Origin of the sequence: Kibdelosporangium philippinense (assembly GCF_021390435.2) — a bacterium.
Lineage (GTDB): Bacteria > Actinomycetota > Actinomycetes > Mycobacteriales > Pseudonocardiaceae > Kibdelosporangium > Kibdelosporangium philippinense.
The window spans coordinates 807,426-822,481 of sequence record NZ_JAJVCN010000001.1 but is presented as its reverse complement, the minus strand read 5'-3'; the positions used below and the strand labels follow the sequence as shown (position 1 = coordinate 822,481).

Sequence of the window (15,056 nt, the reverse complement as noted above, 5' to 3'; positions counted from 1 at the left end):
GATGATCTTGGTGTGGGGCAAGTGATCAATGCGGACCGGCCGGAGTGGGTGCCGGTGTTCACGGACTTGTCAGTGCGCGTTCCGGAAGCTGGTGCGGGTCGGACAAAGGCGCGGCTTTGACGATGTCGCCGATCTTGCTGGGGTTGGCGGTGAGATGCCGCAGGCTGCGCCAGCGTCCGGTGAGTAGGGCGAAACCACGTTCGCCCAGACACCGCAGGCCACGCAGCAGAGCGTTGCGTGTGCGGGTGTCCACGTCGAGGACCTGGCCATCGGCAGGCTGTTTGACCGGGGTGTGCACGCCGATGCCGGCACCGTCGTAGCCGCCATCGGCCAGCGTCGGCAGATCAAGGTGCGAGGCGGCCCAGTACAGCGCACCCAGCACATGCTCGCGCGCCACGGTCAAGTCATGGAGTGAACCGGGCTCGACATCCGAGACCCACCACGGAAAACCGTCCGGCGCGCACAGCGCTTGGATGTTGCCGCCGTGCTCGCGGGCTTTGCCGGAGTACCACAGGTCGATCGGCTCGCCTTTCACGCTCAACGTTTTCTCGCTACAGCGATCGGCGGAGAAGACCTTTCCATCGAGGATCACGTAGGCCGTGCCCTCATCCTTGGCCCGCTGCAGGGCCTCATGCAGGTCCGGCGCCTGCTCGGCGAGCACGATGACGACCTCATCCAAGTAGCGGTAGCCGGTGGCGCGGGAGATGCCGGCTCTTCGAAGTTATGCGGGGTTGAGGCATCCTCGGGCTTTGCGGGTGGTGGCGCAACGGGTGCGGAGTCGCTGGCTGGCGGGGTTGCGGAAACCGTAGGCGTCGCGGGCGACGGTTTTGATGACACGGTTGGTGCCTTCGGATCCGGCGTTGGTGATGTCGGTGTCGAGGAAGGCGAGGATTTCGGGCCACCAGGCCGAGACCGTGCCGGCCAGACGCTCCAGTTCGGGTAGGCCCGAGGCGGCGCACCGCTCGTAGAACCGGGACAATCGGGCCCAGATCGTGGCCCGGTCCGGGTGGGTGCGGGCCAGGGCAAGCAGATCGAGCAGGTCTTCCTTGGCGTTCCACGCGGCCAGGATCGGCGTCCCGATTACCGCGGGCAGCGCGCGAAGATCGTCGATCATGGGGTCCAGGTGCTGCTCGTGCATCCGGGCGGCGGAGCGGGTCAGCCGGTTGCGCAGTTCCCATTCGCGGTTGCCTTTCCGTCCTCGCCTGCCCCGCACCTGCAGGGTGACCCTGCGACGTACCTCGGTGAGGGCCTGGTTGGCCAACTGCACGAGATGAAAGTGGTCCACGACCAGCCTGGCCTGCTGTCGGCGTACGGACTCATGTGACCAGCCACGTACGGGTTAATGTGTCCACTTTGTAGCGTGTCGGGGTGTCGGTACGCGCTGGTGATCGTCAAGCTGTCGTGCGACCTGGCGGGTGTGTATAGGGACGGCACTGGTGATCTTGGACGAGGAGCGGTGGGCGGAGCTGCGTCGCTTCCGTGGCTTGTATGAGTCCGGCGCGATGAGCATCTCTGCGATCGCGCGGGAGACCGGGCTGCACCGGCAGACTGTCCGCAAATACCTGGCCAGCGACGCGCGGCCAGGACCGCCGCGAGGCAGCAGCCGCAAGGGGACCCGCACGCCGGTGATCGCCGCGATGGCGCCGGTGATCGATGCGTGGCTGCGCTCAGAGCTGCTGCTGAAAGGCACGGTTATTCACGAGCGGCTGGTCGAGCAGTACGGGTTCACCGGCAACTATCAGCGCGTCAAGCTGTATTTGCAGGAGGCCCGTCCCAGGATCGCGGCCGAGCTGGGTATCGCCCCGGACGAGCTGGGGCTCCTGCACCGCCGGTTCGAGGTGATCCCAGGCGCGCAGGCCCAAGTGGACTGGGGGGACGAGGGTCAGATCCTCGCGCATGTCGGCATTCCGAAGGTCTACTCGTTCCACATGACCTTGTCCTATTCACGCGACCCGTTCTGCTGCTTTACCACCAGTCAGGACCTGGAGACCTTCTTCGCCTGCCATCGCCGGGCGTTCGAGCACTTCGGCGGGGTGCCTCGGGCGATCGTCTACGACCGCACCAAGACCGTGGTGCGTCGGCATGTCGCCCCAGGCAAGGCCGTTCCGTTGCATCCGGAAGCCGTGGCGTTCGCCGGGCACTACGACTTCGACATCGACGTGCTGGCCGCATACCGCCCGACCGGCAAGGGCCGGGTCGAGCGCCAAGTCGCGATCGTGCGCGATCACGTCCTGGCCGGTCGTGGGTTCGCCAGCCTGGAGGAGATGGACTCGGCGTTCACCGCCTGGGTCCCGTTGCGGCGCAAGCGCGTCCACAGCACGCACGGCGAGGTCATCGGCCACCGCGCCGCCCGTGACCACTCGGCCCTGCACCCAATCCCAGTCAGTCCGTATCTGGTCACGCAGCGGCATCTGCGGCACGTCGGCAAGGACTGCCTGGTCGCGTTCGACGCCAGCCTTTACTCAGTTCCTGCCCGCAAGGTCCGTCACCGCCAGCTGGTCGAGATCCGCGCCACCGCCGACACCATCAGCCTGCATGCCACATCCATCGACGCGGCCACGACCGGCAACCTAGCCGACGGCACCCTGCTGGCCGTCCATCCCCGGGCCACGACCAGAGGCCAGCGGGTCGTCGACGAAACCCATTGGGACGGTCTGCCCGACGGCCACACCCGCGCGGTTACCACCAGCATCGAGGACGACGACCACGACGGGAAGGTCATCCCGCTGCGGCCCAATACCGCGCCTGAACAGTCGTGGCCCCGGTCACTGGAGGCGCTGCTCACCCGCACCGCCGCCGCACAGATCAAGGTCGAACACCGCCCGCTGTCGGTCTATGAACAACTCACCGGCACCGGACCCAGCAGGACCACAGCACTACCGCAGACGAAGGATCACCGTTGAACGAGCTGGTCACCACCCGCATCCGCTCCACCGCCACCCGGCTCGGCCTGAACCACCTGCCCAGCCAGCTCGACACCTTCGCCCGCCGCGCCGAGGACAACCAGATGGGATACCTCGAGTTCCTCGACCTGGTCCTGGAAGAGGAAGCCGCCGTCCGCGACGAACGCCGCTTCCGCAGCGCCCTGCGCCTGTCGAAACTGCCGCACCACAAGACCCTGGACGACTACGACTTCTCCTTCCAGCCCGAGCTGGATCCGCGGAAGATCAAAGACTTGGCCACGCTCTCGTTCATTGAGGACAAAGGCAACGCCGCTCTGCTCGGGCCGCCCGGAGTCGGGAAAACACACATCGCCGTCGCTCTCGCGGTCGCTGCCTGCCGCGCCGGCTACACCGTCTACTTCACCACCCTGGACGACATGGTCCGCCGCCTGAAAGCCGCCGACGCGATCGGACGGCTCACCAGCACTCTGCGCACCTACCTACGGCCCAACGTCCTCGTGATCGACGAGGTGGGCTATCAGCCCCTCGAACGCGCCGAAGCCAACCTGGTCTTCCAGGTTATTTCGAAGCGCTACGAGAAAGGCTCCGTCATTCTGACCTCGAATAAGAACTTCGGGGAATGGGCCCAAGTCTTCAGCGACGAGGTCCTCGCCACCGCGATCCTCGACCGGCTCCTGCACCACTGCGACGTCATCCCCATCAACGGCCCCAGCTACCGGCTGAAGAACCGACTCGCCGCCATCACGGACACCGCCACCGTCGCTTGACACCTGGACACATCAGTTCGTACTCACCTGGACACATCACCGGATACGCCGACACCTGCGGTAACGCGGCACGGGCCGCGGCCTTGAAAACCGTGCACATATCGATCGCCACGACCCGGACGCCCTGACGCCAGGCCTCATCCCACTGGGTGAGCCAGTCCCGCACGGCCACACTGGTGCGGCCCTCGACCTGCCCGAGCAGCCCCTGCCCGCCCGCCAGGTCCACGAACCCGACATGCCAGCGATCCACCGTGATCTCCCAGCACTGCTGTTCGTCGTTCCAGGTCCATTGTGGACGGCCCCGGCGGATCTCGTCGATCCCCAGCACCGCCACCGGTTGCGGCTTGTCCGGCAGCACCGCCGTGGCGTGTGCGGTGAACGCGGCCGAGACCACCGGCCAGGACAGGCCGTGATCACGCGCGGCTTGCACGATCGTGCGCCCACCATCGGCCACCGCCGCACCGGCCGCCTGCCGCAACCGAGTGGTCACCCGGGCTCGAGCCGGAATCTCCCCGATCGCCTCGGTGAACGTCTTCCTGTCGCATCCCTGCTGGTCACAGTGCCACCGACGCTTACACCACCGCAGCTCGACAGGCCGGCCGGCCACCGGCAGATCTCTCGGGCTGGTCGTCACCCACCCCTTGACCCGCCTCGCCCGCACTCCACATCCCGGGCAGATACAAGCCTGCTCGTCCGCGGTAACCAGGTGCACGACCGGCCCATCATGTACTGCGTCCTCGACCCGAACGACAGCCAGACCGGCAAGGCCCAGCAGACGGGTCGTATCGTTGACCATGCCCGTGGCTCTTCTGTTGTGATCGTTCTGCTTCGACAACAGACATGATCACTCACAGAGTCACGGGCCCTTGCCACTGGCTGCCCCCAGCAACATCACGACCAGTTCAAACCCCGGTCAAATTCGAAGAGCCTTCAAACCCCGGTCAAATTCGAAGAGCCCGCATGCCCGCGGATAGCGCGAGCTGATCCGCTCGGTCATTCGCCGTGTTCGGCGCGTCGGAACTATCAATACGTCCGAACTTGATACGCAGCGTGTCCAGTAACCTCGCACAATCATGCCCTGTCCCCACCCGCCTTCGACATGAGGGGACGTCGAAAATGCTCATTCAGCGGGTATGAGAGTACGTTCAGACAACAGGAGTTTTGTCGGTGCCCTATGCCACTATGGGCACATGTGGATCCGTGGAGATACTGGACCCGAGTGCAGAACCTGGCTGAAGGCAGATCTCGATGAGCGCATCTGCGTCCTGTTGGCTTGCGCGCCACGCCACGCTCTTCGCCAAGATTCACCGGAATACGGAGACTACGAGCGTTATTCTGGCGACTTGATCACCTCAAAATAGGACAACGACCCCAGGCAAGTAAGATCGTTTTCCTCTCACAGAAGACAACTTACAGGCGGGGTCGTTGCGTTATCAGACTACTACAGGGCTTGCTGCTGACCAGATCCAGGAGCTTGTCGCGCGCATCTGGCAGATCATCCAATGCCATGAGAACCAAGCGTGGCCTCCGACCGTGGGACTGTATCGCGCTGTCGTGATCACTTTGGTGTACGTCCGACAGAATCTGAACCAGGCGGCCGTGGGCGATCTGTTCGGCGTCAGTCAGTCGACCGTATCGCGGATCTATCGAGGCATTCTCCCATTGATTGGGCAGGCCCTGTGCCTGCACATTCCAAACCTCAAGGAGGCCATCCGCGGCCGGCTCGTCCTGGTCGACGGAACCGATGTCCCGACCGGCAACCGTGCTGGTCACGAAGACAACTTCTCCGGCAAGCGGCGCCGCGCGGGGCTGAACATCCAGGTCGCCGCCGATACGGAGGGAGGCCTGCTGGGAATATCCGCCCCTCTGCCTGGCTCGATGCATGACCGGAAAGCGTTCGCCGAGTGTGACTGGGAAGATCTTCTGGCCGAGACCTCAGTCATCGGTGACCCTGCCTATCAGGGCACTCACACGATTACGCCTCGCAAAAAGCCAAAGGGCGGCGAGCTCTCGGCTGGCGACAAGGTGAACAATAAATTCATCTCCTCACTTCGATCCGCCGTCGAGCGATGCATCGCGCATATCAAGAACTGGAAGATGATTGCGACCGGCTATCGAGGACGCCTTTCCGAGCTCCCCAACATCATCCGGATCATCACATCGCTCGAGTTCTATCGACTCGGCTGGTAACCCTCATGAATAACGCTCTACGAGGAAGCGCTTGACCTGCTACTTGCGCGGCTACGTGACATGCAGGCAGTGCTCGAGTACGCCAGAGCTCATGCGGATCGAGGCCCGAAGTTCTTCCAAGGGGTCAATAATCTGAAGAACGGCCCCATCCACCTGTCAACTGAACCTTCGATGAGCCGGCTTCGGCGCGAGATCCTTACTCTTCAAGACCTAGCTGAACATCCTCTGCCGAAGCGAAAAGCGTTGGATGCAGAGCCCATCCGCGAGCACACGGAGCTCTACGTTTCCGTGCCGGGGTACGCCCCCTCGAACCTCGATCTTTTGGCGACAGAGTTGCGCGAACTCCCAACACGACAAAATGACCTTGACGCAGATTCGGGTGTCATCAGCATCAATAAGATCGAGTCAAGCGAGATTTCCGTTGACGACGAAGATGTTTCCGACTTTTTTTCAGGGCGACCTTGAGCGCAAGGCTTGGGTGCACGTGCGGCAGGAACAGAACACACTGAGGTAATCTCACCAAGATTCTGGTTCGTTTGTTGAGCCGCGAAGCTGCTCGGACGAGCGCTGGTCGATGTGCTGGGGAGTGGTGAGACCCGGGGAAAGATGGGCGGGGAGCCCTTGGTAGAACTGGATTTGCGAAGATCAAGTCCGGACCAGAAGGCTCCCCGTGATTGCGTATCGTGCCATGCTCGATGTCCCGCGTGAACTGGCCCTCTACCTCAGCCGGCTGCTGCACGCCGAACGCCGCCGACGCGGCACCCGCAAGAACAGCAGGGCGTTGACCTGCTTTCGCCACGCGGTGCTGGGCCTGCGCTGGTTCCGGCAGAACACCGACGTCCCCGCCCTGGCTCGCGATCACGGCATCTCCCGCGCCACCGGCTACCGCTACTTGGATGAGGTCGTCATCGTGCTCGCCGAGCAGGCGCCGGACCTGCATGAGGCCCTGCAGCGGGCCAAGGATGAGGGCACGGCCTACGTGATCCTCGATGGAAAGGTCTTCTCCGCCGATCGCTGTAGCGAGAAAACGTTGAGCGTGAAAGGCGAGCCGATCGACCTGTGGTACTCCGGCAAAGCCCGCGAGCACGGCGGCAACATCCAAGCGCTGTGCGCGCCGGACGGTTTTCCGTGGTGGGTCTCGGATGTCGAGCCCGGTTCACTCCATGACTTGACCGTGGCGCGCGAGCATGTGCTGGGTGCGCTGTACTGGGCCGCCTCGCACCTTGATCTGCCGACGCTGGCCGATGGCGGCTACGACGGTGCCGGCATCGGCGTGCACACCCCGGTCAAACAGCCTGCCGATGGCCAGGTCCTCGACGTGGACACCCGCACACGCAACGCTCTGCTGCGTGGCCTACGGTGTCTGGGCGAACGTGGTTTCGCCCTACTCACCGAACGCTGGCGCAGCCTGCGGCATCTCACCGCCAACCCCAGCAAGATCGGCGACATCATCAAAGCCGCCCTTGTCCTCACGCATTTCGAACACGGCAAGATCGCGTGAAAGTCGCTGAGATCACCTCAATGCATCGGCCGCAACAGTGCCCATAAATACATCTCGAACTGCCCATATAGACGGCGAGACGTATGTCACAGTTCCGAACGATCGCCGAAAAGATGCGAGAGACCACTCCCACGAGCACCGAGTTGCCGCTAGGCCGTGTTTCATAAGTGCGGTCGTAGCCAGATGTTGATCGCAGCGATGTGGATGGTCGCTTCGTAGCGCACGGCCAGCTTGTCGTAGCGCGTGGCCACGGCCCGGTGCTGTTTGAGTTGGCTGATGCCGCACTCCACGGCATGCCGCCGCTTGTAGGCCTGTGGGTCGAATGCCGGTGGCCGCCCACCTCGCGAGCCCTTCTTGCGGCGGTGGGCGGCCTGGTCGTCCTTGACCGGGATGACTGCGGTGATCCCACGTCGCCGCAGATAGGCCCGATTGCCCTTCGAGCTGTAGGCCTTGTCCGCCAGCACCCGGTCGGGGCGGGTGCGCGCCCGTCCCGGACCCAGACGGGGTACCCGGATCCGGCCGAGCACCGCCATGAACTGCGGGCTGTCGCCACGCTGGCCCGCGGTGACCACCAATGACAGCAGCTTGCGGCCCTGCTCACAGGCCAGGTGCACCTTGGTGGTCCACCCACCTCGTGAGCGGCCCAGCCCGTGATCGTCCGGCTCGGCGCCACCGGTCTCGGTGCTCGGCGGTTCGGCCTGCAGATCGCCTCTTGTCCGCGCACCTGCAGCATGCTGATGCGCCCGCGCGACCGTGGAATCGACGCTCACATCCCAGACGATCTCGCCCTCGGCGTCCGCGATGGCCTGCAACGCGGTCAGGATGCGCTGCCACACTCCGGCGCGCTGCCAACGCCGGAACAACCCGTACACGGTCTGCCACGAGCCATACGCCGGTGGCACATCCCGCCACGGTGCACCAACCCGGATCCGCCACCGAATCCCGTCGATGAGCTGTCGTTTCGTCCATTTCGGCGGGCGACCAGGCTTACGTCCAACGGGCAACAGCACTGCCAGCACGGCCCACTGAGCGTCAGTCAAGTCCGCTCGCCCCGTCACCGCTAGGGTGGCCACGAGGTCTCCGGTGTCATCGATTGTCTTGGTCGAGAATCGATCTACCCCGAGACCTCGCCTATTCGATCAACGACACGCCGCGACAGCGATCACCCAGCAACGCACCAGCTCCCAGCTTTGAAACACGGCCTAGGTGCGTGGCGTGCTTGCGGTGCTTGAGGTCCAACGTGACGCTGACGGGAAGTTTGTCGTTGGCGTCCCAGTAGGACTCGAAGTTGCCGTCTGTGAGGTTGCTCGCCGGGAACCCCGCGCGGGTAGAAGTCGCGGTCGCGGTGACGTCTTTGTAATAGCCGATCTGCATCGCTGTGTCTACTTTGAACACGGTGTCGTAGGCGTCCCAGTTCCGGATGTTCATGATGGACAGGTAGCCGCCGGACTGGTTGAACTTCAGGCGTTCACCGGTTCGGACATCCGTCACGCCAGTGACCCAGTAACCGTTGTCCCGCAGTCGAAGCATGTTCGTGGTTGGCCTGGTTACCACGTGAATGTACTGCGTGTTTTGTTTGACCGCGATCACGCCGTGCGCGCCATCGTTCCAGAAACCGGGCTGCATGCCACCATGCATGTAGCCGCCGCCTTCGGTGCCGGACAGGGATTCTCGGATCGGCGGCACCCATTCGGCCATGAAGTTGTTGAACTTCTCCTGGCTCGGCGGGAACTTTCCGTTCACCATCGGGGTCTCGGCCATCAACGACTTCATCGCCGAGCCCGCGTTGGCGATGTACCGGCCAGTGGAAAGCCTTGTGTCGACCGGGTGATCGCGGCCGTCGTACCACCAGTCGCCGGTGGTCGGCAGCTTGTAGTCGGCCTCGACCAGCCTCGGCATCGGCGTCCACGCGGCCTGTGGGTAGTCGTAGGACGGGGTCATGCCGGTTTTCTGCTCGTTGCTGACCGTGTCCATGATCGGCGTGTCCTCGTTGTTGTTGCTCAGCAACCAGGACGGCCTTAGCGCGCGGACTTGTTCGTAGAGCTTGTTCTGCTCCCAGTACTCGTTGTCGTTGTCGATCCAGAACCCGGCGAGGTCCGCGTAGTTCCGCATCACCTCGAAGAACAGGTCGTAGCTGTACATGCCGAACCCGCGCCGCGTGGTCAGATCGACCTGCTGGCCCTTGTAGGCGGAGTACGCGGCCGAATCGAGCATTTGCTTGCCTTGCTCGCTGTGCCACTGCGGGTCGTCTGTCATATATCGCGAGCGCGGAGGACAGATCGTCGGTCAGGGATTCCACATGGTACTCAACCGTGACCGGAATCCCTTGTTCAGCAGCGAGATCAGCGCATCGCCGCAAGGCTGCGGAAATCTCGTTCCGGTACTGCGGTGACGCGTCGGCAGAAGCCCGAGTGCCTGCCCAGACACGGATTCGCCGCGCACCGAGCTCACTCGCGGTCCGCACCAATTCAGCGAAAGCATCTGGATCGCTGTCACCAAGCTTGTGGTAAGTCCCATACGTTCCGATGGCAAGACCACGCTCGTCGCAGAGCTTGCGTGCCTGCTGTGCAGCGGCGAAATCGCCAGCAGGGACATGGATGTCGCCACCCCATTCCACGATGCCAAGCCCGGCATCAGCGGCAATGGCGACCACTTCGGACACGGACATGTGCCGCAGTGTCACCGATGCCAGTCCAACCTCGATCATGACCAGCCTTTCTGCTACAGGAACGGTGGTGGAACGAAAATGACGCCGTTGTCCCAGCCGCGAGCGTCGATCGCCTGCTGCCAGCGGGGCAGCCCGAGATACCGGAACGCGGCGGGAGCGTTGGGGACAAGACCGGTCGCACAGACTCGGACGACCCGCAACGGAGTTTCCGCGACGTCCGGCGTTGTCAGGTCGAAGGTGGCGATCCTGTTGCCCGCGAGACTCGTTGTCAGCGCGTCAAGATCTCCGGCAGGCAGGTCGCCGCAGTGCACAATGGACGTTGGCGCGGTGAACCGGTGCGACCACTGATCTTGAACAGCCGGGTCGAGCCAGATCTGCACCTGTGCGCCGAGGTCCCGTACCCGCCGGAAGTTGTCACCCGCGTCGGCGAGGTACGCGCGATCGTCCCGATGGGACAGATAAAGTCCCTCGGCGAGGACACCGGCTTCGATCGCCTTGAACACCCAGCCGGCGGGATCCAGCAAACCGAGCGTGAAAACCCAAGTATGGATGGCTTCCAGTACGGCCTTGGTGCAGGCATGTGCCGGATCGAACCGCGCGGCGCCGCCACCACCGACAATCCCGGTCTCCGGGTCGATCACCACGGCCGCGACCACCGAAACCGGGTACTCGCTTGGCAACTGCACCAGGTGTACCTGCAAGCGTGAGCCAGCAAGCCGCTCGGCAAGCCAGGGAACCGACGCGATATCGATTCCGGTCGTCGGCCCGCCGAGATGCCACCACAGTTCGAGGGCATCGCGTTCGATGAGCTCAAGCAGGCCGCGCTCGAACGCGTCCCGCTCCCCCAGCCCAGTCGCGATGCCCGCGTAGTTCAGGTGATGCAGCCGAGGCTCCGCACGCCTGGACGCGGTGTGGTAGTTGAGATACACCCAGGACGCCGGCGCGAAACACGGTTCTCCCCCTTCAATCCCCTGCGCCCAGGCGATTTCCACATCATCGGCGAAGGGCCGGTACGGGAACCTCTCGCTGTCGTATTGCCACTTGTCAAAGAACGGCAGGTCCGCGGGCCCTAGAACCTTCTGCCCCCCGGCCAGCAGATCCCGCGCGGTGGCGACGCGAAGACCAAGTGGCACACGGTTTCCGCAGTAGCGTTCCACGGCCTCGCCCAACGCGGCCGCACGAGCGGTGTCGATGTCGCCGAAACTGGTGCCGAGGCTGACCCGGTCGGCAGGCCACGCGCCAAGCCTGCGGGCATCGGACACCTCGGCCGTGACACCCACGTAGCTCGACGGGATGCCAGCAACCGGTTCGACGTCCACGAGCCGCCGGACGATGCCGGTGAGCGGATCGATCAGGGCATCGGTGGTCAACGTCATGCTGTGATCTCCTCGACTCGCGCGCGGCCGGTGTCCCCGGCCGCCCAGGCCAGAACAGCCGTGGCGGCAAGCACAATTCTCTTACTGGGCAGCAATGTGTCCGCGGTGAACGGATCTTCTCCGGTATGCGGGTTGCGTGCGTGCCTCGGCCAGTTGTGGCCGGCGACCTCGATCCGCAACTCGGCCCGCTTGGCAACGATCACACCAGCAGGCGTGCAGTCCACAATGAACTTCCGAGAGCCACAAACACGCCGAATCCCGTGTCCCAAATAGACATCGTCGAGCCACGCGTGCACAACCCAATCGGCGTCGGCACAGTCAGCATGAGCACACAGTTCGACGGCGAATTGGCCGCGAATCTCCCCCTGCGGCACAACTGCTTTCAGCACGGCGAAACTGCCGGACCGATGTGTCGGGTAAGGACAGTCTGGATCGGCAACGAAGTCACCCTGCTCAACCGTCATCTCGATCCGGGTTCGCACCGGCGCGATCGCACGCCATTCCCCGTCCGCGACCGAGATCAGTTCCTTGTACCCGGTCAGCCTGCCAAGCGCCCGCGCCCAGTCGACGTACACGCGGCCGATCCCACGTCCCAGCTCGTGACCCCACGGCCCCAGCAGAAGCCTGGCGCTCGCGCCCCAGGATCTCGCCAGTTCGATCGTGTCGGCAGCGAATGGGTCGGCAAGCCCGCCGACCGCGAGCAAGGGCATTCTGGCCTTGCCGATCTCGTCCCAGAGTTCCGGTGCGCGCCGGGGTGCGGCCCAAACCTCGTTCCAGCCCGCCAAATCGGAGTGAATGTCCCTGATGGGTTTCTGCGTCAGCAGGTGCTGGAAGCTGGCGGCAGGCCGGGGGATCCGGGTGTCGCCATGTTCCGACCACCAACCGACACGGCACTCCAACCGCGCCGCACCACCTGGCTCGCGGACCGTTTCGCCCTGTCCCAATGCGGGAACCGCCGCGATAACCCCGATGGCGACCTCAGGCCGGGCAAGCGCGGCCGTGATCGCGCAGTAGGCGGCATACGACCCACCGACAAGAAGCACGCCACCGTCGTAGAACTGTTGCCGGACAATCCAATCGACTACCGTGGCGCCATCGGATCGCTCATGGACATACGGCCGGAAGTCTCCCGTGGACTCGAACCGGCCGCGTACATCGCCAACCACACACGAAAAACCCCGCCGCGCCCAGCCTTCCGCCTCGGCGAGATGGTTCTGCCTGCCGTACGGCGTCCTGATCAGGACAACCGGGCCGGGTTTCGCCGCCTGGACGACGGTCAGCGCGAGCTCGGTCACGGTGCGCACGCAGGTACCGGCAGAACTGGATGATCACTGATCGCGGACGTATCCAAGTCGATGACCCGCACCCGGCGTGACGCGGGAAGCGCGCCAGGCACGAACGCACTCGTGCGATCCGCGGTACCCCGCGCCCAACGCGCCAGGTCGTTCACTGCCATCGCGCACACCAGAGCGATTTCAGCGGCCGTCAGATGTTCTTCGCCGAGTACGGCTTCCCCGGTCGCGCAACTGGACCAGTAGGTCTCCAGGTGTTCGAAGCCGGATCCGGCCGCAGCCAGCCTCCGTGCCCGAACGTCGGCATGCCGCAGATCGGCTGTGACAGGTTCGAAAAGGACATGCCGTCCTTCTCGATACACGCGCTGCCAAACGATCCGGTTGTCCAGCTCGACCCACCAACTGGGCGCTGGTCCATCGTGGACCGCGCATACCGCGTGCACGCTTGACGCTTCAAGAGCGTTGGCTGTGACAGCCACCGGGCTCGCGCCCGCCTGGCGCAACTGGGCGGTCAGTGTCACCGCGATCTCGGCGTCGGCGAGTACGCCGATCTTGGCACGTTCGGCAGGCCAGTATCGCCGCGCGCCGAGGTGCCCAGCCTCCCGGAACGCTGCTAGCTCGTCCGGTGCCTTGCCATTCCCGGCCAGCGCGGCACGCACGGCGGCCGATGTGCCGTCGTCCAACGCAAGGTCGAACAGGTTGCCGTTCGCGTCTCGCAACGCCATTCCGTTGCGGGGACTGAAGAACAGTGCGGCACCTGGACTTAATCTGTTGCTGTCACCGGAAGGCATCGGCACCCCTTCTAGGCTGCCGTGCCGCCCCGCGGGGCGGCACGGCAGTCAATCACTCGTTGTCGTCGTCGAATGGGTTCTCCACCAACGCGTTGCTGTGGCTGGCCGAGTTGTGCGGCAGCGCCCACTCCGCCTCGACGTTCACAAAGATGTCCTTCATGTGTCACCTCCTGTCAGCTTGGGCCTTCCCGTCCCTTCCAGCTAGCCACAAATGATAACCATTTTCAATAGATACCCTATCGTGACTCACGACACAGATGAAAACGGTAACTGTTGTCGATAAGCTCCACGATCGTGACCCACGTGGACCTACGGACAGACCGGGATCTCCGGCACTACCTCGCCGCCCGCGTGACGTCCCTGATCGGCAGCCTGGTGTCGGTCGTCGCCCTGCCGGTGCTCGTTTACCAGCTCACTGGCTCCTCCGGCTGGACCGCCGCGGTTGCCGCGGTCGAGGCCGCGCCGTACCTGCTGTTCGGCCTGCTGGCCGGTGCGGTGGCCGACCGGGTACGGCGCAGGGAACTCATGGTGCGGCTCGAGATCGTCACCGGGATCGCACTGGCCAGCATCCCGATCGCCTGGTACAGCGGGGTTCTGAGCGCCACTCAGGTGATCATCGTCGGGTTCGTTGTCCAGACCTGCTTCGTGTTCTTCGACGCGGCCAATTTCGGTGCCCTGCCGACACTTGTGGGCAAGGAGAAACTCACGTCCGCGTTCGCAACGCTCTACGGGGCGACGACCTCGGTCCAGTTGTTCGTCCCCGCGCTGGCCGGATTGGCCGTGGCATCAGTGGCTCCCGCGGCCATGATCAGCGTCAACGTGATCACCGCGGTAGCCGCGGCGTTGCTGATCGCCGGTATCCGTGCTCCGTTGTCCACCACCCCCACCGCCAAAGTGGACATCGTCACTGGGCTGAAGTTCCTCTGGGAGAACAAGATTGTTCGCACGCTGACGTTCGTGGGCACGACTCACGCCGTGGCTGGCGGAGCCTGGGTGGCGATGCTCGTACCATGGGCCGACAAGGTTCTCGGCATCGCGCCATCCGGCGACGCCCGGCTCGCCGCGCTGTTCAGCTGCTGGGGCGTTGGCGGACTCGCCGCATCACGTCTAGTGCCAGTGCTGGGCCGACGGTTCAGCCCCGCGTGGGTGACATTGACAGCGCTGCCCGCGTCGCTGGCATGCGGAGCTCTTGTCCTCGTCAGCACGCATTGGCTGATCGCGCTTCCCGCGGCGGTGCTGTGGGGCGCCACGCACTCAACGGTCGTGCTCAACGCGATCACGTATCGCCAGCAAGAGATCCCGGACGAACTGCAGTCCAGGGTCAACACCACGTGCCGGATGTTGTCGTGGGGCATCGGGCAACCGGCGGGAGCCGCCTTGGCTGGGGCCGTGTCGGTCGCGGCCGGGCCACGTGGCGGGCTTGCCGCTGGTCTTTGCGTGCTGACGGTGGGTGTCGCGGCCGCGTGGATCACGCCTGTGCTCCGGCGTAACGCATGAACCTGGCCGAAGTCCAAGACTTTCTGAACGGTCCTGCCACGCGCTGTCTTGACAGGACGGGTCTCACCCCC

At 64.4% G+C, this 15,056-nt stretch carries 15 protein-coding genes and 1 pseudogene; 6 read left to right on the top strand and 10 right to left on the bottom strand.

The window, feature by feature from the left end; all coding sequences use genetic code 11:
• Positions 1-58: 58 nt before the first annotated feature.
• Complete coding sequence (locus LWC34_RS03940; protein WP_233723028.1) at positions 59-679, bottom strand: transposase family protein; 621 nt, start codon at positions 677-679, stop codon at positions 59-61.
• 42 nt (positions 680-721) lie between these two features.
• On the bottom strand, positions 722-1,291 hold the full coding sequence (locus LWC34_RS03935) for a transposase (protein ID WP_284051493.1): 570 nt from the start codon (positions 1,289-1,291) through the stop codon (positions 722-724).
• A gap of 145 nt (positions 1,292-1,436) precedes the next feature.
• On the opposite strand from LWC34_RS03935, the gene istA reads away from it, so the two are divergent.
• Positions 1,437-2,903: an IS21 family transposase gene (istA, locus tag LWC34_RS03930; protein ID WP_233723026.1), complete on the top strand. Its 1,467-nt coding sequence runs from the start codon at positions 1,437-1,439 to the stop codon at positions 2,901-2,903.
• Positions 2,900-3,670 carry an IS21-like element helper ATPase IstB gene (gene istB, locus LWC34_RS03925; RefSeq protein ID WP_233723025.1) on the top strand — a complete coding sequence of 257 codons (771 nt, stop codon included), beginning with the start codon at positions 2,900-2,902 and terminating at the stop codon, positions 3,668-3,670. Before istA ends, istB begins: the two co-directional genes overlap by 4 nt.
• Here istB and LWC34_RS03920 read toward each other — a convergent pair.
• The gene (locus LWC34_RS03920; RefSeq protein ID WP_233723024.1) at positions 3,645-4,466 is read right to left on the bottom strand and encodes a transposase family protein; all 822 of its coding nucleotides are present in this window, start codon (positions 4,464-4,466) and stop codon (positions 3,645-3,647) included. The two genes, istB and LWC34_RS03920, sit on opposite strands and share 26 nt — an antisense overlap.
• A gap of 629 nt (positions 4,467-5,095) precedes the next feature.
• On the opposite strand from LWC34_RS03920, the gene LWC34_RS03915 reads away from it, so the two are divergent.
• The 3 genes from LWC34_RS03915 (at position 5,096) to LWC34_RS03905 (ending at position 7,361) form a co-directional block, all read left to right on the top strand.
• Positions 5,096-5,860 (top strand): transposase family protein, encoded by a 765-nt coding sequence (locus LWC34_RS03915; protein WP_233723023.1) that lies wholly within the window; start codon positions 5,096-5,098, stop codon positions 5,858-5,860.
• 60 nt (positions 5,861-5,920) lie between these two features.
• Positions 5,921-6,325 carry a hypothetical protein gene (locus LWC34_RS03910; RefSeq protein WP_233723022.1) on the top strand — a complete coding sequence of 135 codons (405 nt, stop codon included), beginning with the start codon at positions 5,921-5,923 and terminating at the stop codon, positions 6,323-6,325.
• A gap of 205 nt (positions 6,326-6,530) precedes the next feature.
• Positions 6,531-7,361 carry a transposase family protein gene (locus LWC34_RS03905; protein WP_233722716.1) on the top strand — a complete coding sequence of 277 codons (831 nt, stop codon included), beginning with the start codon at positions 6,531-6,533 and terminating at the stop codon, positions 7,359-7,361.
• A gap of 161 nt (positions 7,362-7,522) precedes the next feature.
• On the opposite strand, the gene LWC34_RS03900 is transcribed toward LWC34_RS03905, so the two are convergent.
• The 7 genes and pseudogenes from LWC34_RS03900 to amiA all read right to left on the bottom strand — a co-directional run bounded on the left by LWC34_RS03900 (position 7,523) and on the right by amiA (position 13,648).
• Complete coding sequence (locus tag LWC34_RS03900) at positions 7,523-8,419, bottom strand: IS5 family transposase (protein ID WP_233726357.1); 897 nt, start codon at positions 8,417-8,419, stop codon at positions 7,523-7,525.
• A gap of 73 nt (positions 8,420-8,492) precedes the next feature.
• Positions 8,493-9,617 (bottom strand): hypothetical protein, encoded by a 1,125-nt coding sequence (locus tag LWC34_RS03895; RefSeq protein ID WP_233723021.1) that lies wholly within the window; start codon positions 9,615-9,617, stop codon positions 8,493-8,495.
• Between the two features lie 55 nt (positions 9,618-9,672).
• Positions 9,673-10,029: pseudogene (locus LWC34_RS58685) on the bottom strand (sugar phosphate isomerase/epimerase family protein); the annotation flags it as partial.
• 53 nt (positions 10,030-10,082) lie between these two features.
• Entirely contained in the window at positions 10,083-11,405 is a 1,323-nt protein-coding gene (locus tag LWC34_RS03890; RefSeq protein ID WP_233723020.1) for a YcaO-like family protein, read from the bottom strand.
• Positions 11,402-12,700, bottom strand: coding sequence for a CocE/NonD family hydrolase (locus LWC34_RS03885; RefSeq protein ID WP_233723019.1), 1,299 nt, complete (start codon positions 12,698-12,700; stop codon positions 11,402-11,404). Before LWC34_RS03885 ends, LWC34_RS03890 begins: the two co-directional genes overlap by 4 nt.
• Entirely contained in the window at positions 12,697-13,488 is a 792-nt protein-coding gene (locus tag LWC34_RS03880) for a hypothetical protein (RefSeq protein ID WP_233723018.1), read from the bottom strand. The genes LWC34_RS03885 and LWC34_RS03880 overlap by 4 nt, the downstream gene beginning before the upstream one ends.
• 52 nt (positions 13,489-13,540) lie before the next feature.
• Positions 13,541-13,648: a streptamidine family RiPP gene (gene amiA, locus LWC34_RS03875; protein ID WP_250109432.1), complete on the bottom strand. Its 108-nt coding sequence runs from the start codon at positions 13,646-13,648 to the stop codon at positions 13,541-13,543.
• A 134-nt stretch (positions 13,649-13,782) separates the two neighbouring features.
• Here amiA and LWC34_RS03870 point away from each other — a divergent pair, with 134 nt between their 5' ends.
• Complete coding sequence (locus LWC34_RS03870) at positions 13,783-14,985, top strand: MFS transporter (RefSeq protein WP_233723017.1); 1,203 nt, start codon at positions 13,783-13,785, stop codon at positions 14,983-14,985.
• The last annotated feature ends 71 nt before the right edge of the window (positions 14,986-15,056 follow it).

Coding starts and splice junctions, on each gene's coding strand:
- LWC34_RS03880 (WP_233723018.1), bottom strand. CDS start 13,488: ATGCCTTCCGGTGACAGCAACAGATTAAGTCCAGGTGCCGCACTGTTC.
- LWC34_RS03895 (WP_233723021.1), bottom strand. CDS start 9,617: ATGACAGACGACCCGCAGTGGCACAGCGAGCAAGGCAAGCAAATGCTC.
- LWC34_RS03910 (WP_233723022.1), top strand. CDS start 5,921: ATGCAGGCAGTGCTCGAGTACGCCAGAGCTCATGCGGATCGAGGCCCG.
- amiA (WP_250109432.1), bottom strand. CDS start 13,648: ATGAAGGACATCTTTGTGAACGTCGAGGCGGAGTGGGCGCTGCCGCAC.
- LWC34_RS03920 (WP_233723024.1), bottom strand. CDS start 4,466: ATGGTCAACGATACGACCCGTCTGCTGGGCCTTGCCGGTCTGGCTGTC.
- LWC34_RS03890 (WP_233723020.1), bottom strand. CDS start 11,405: ATGACGTTGACCACCGATGCCCTGATCGATCCGCTCACCGGCATCGTC.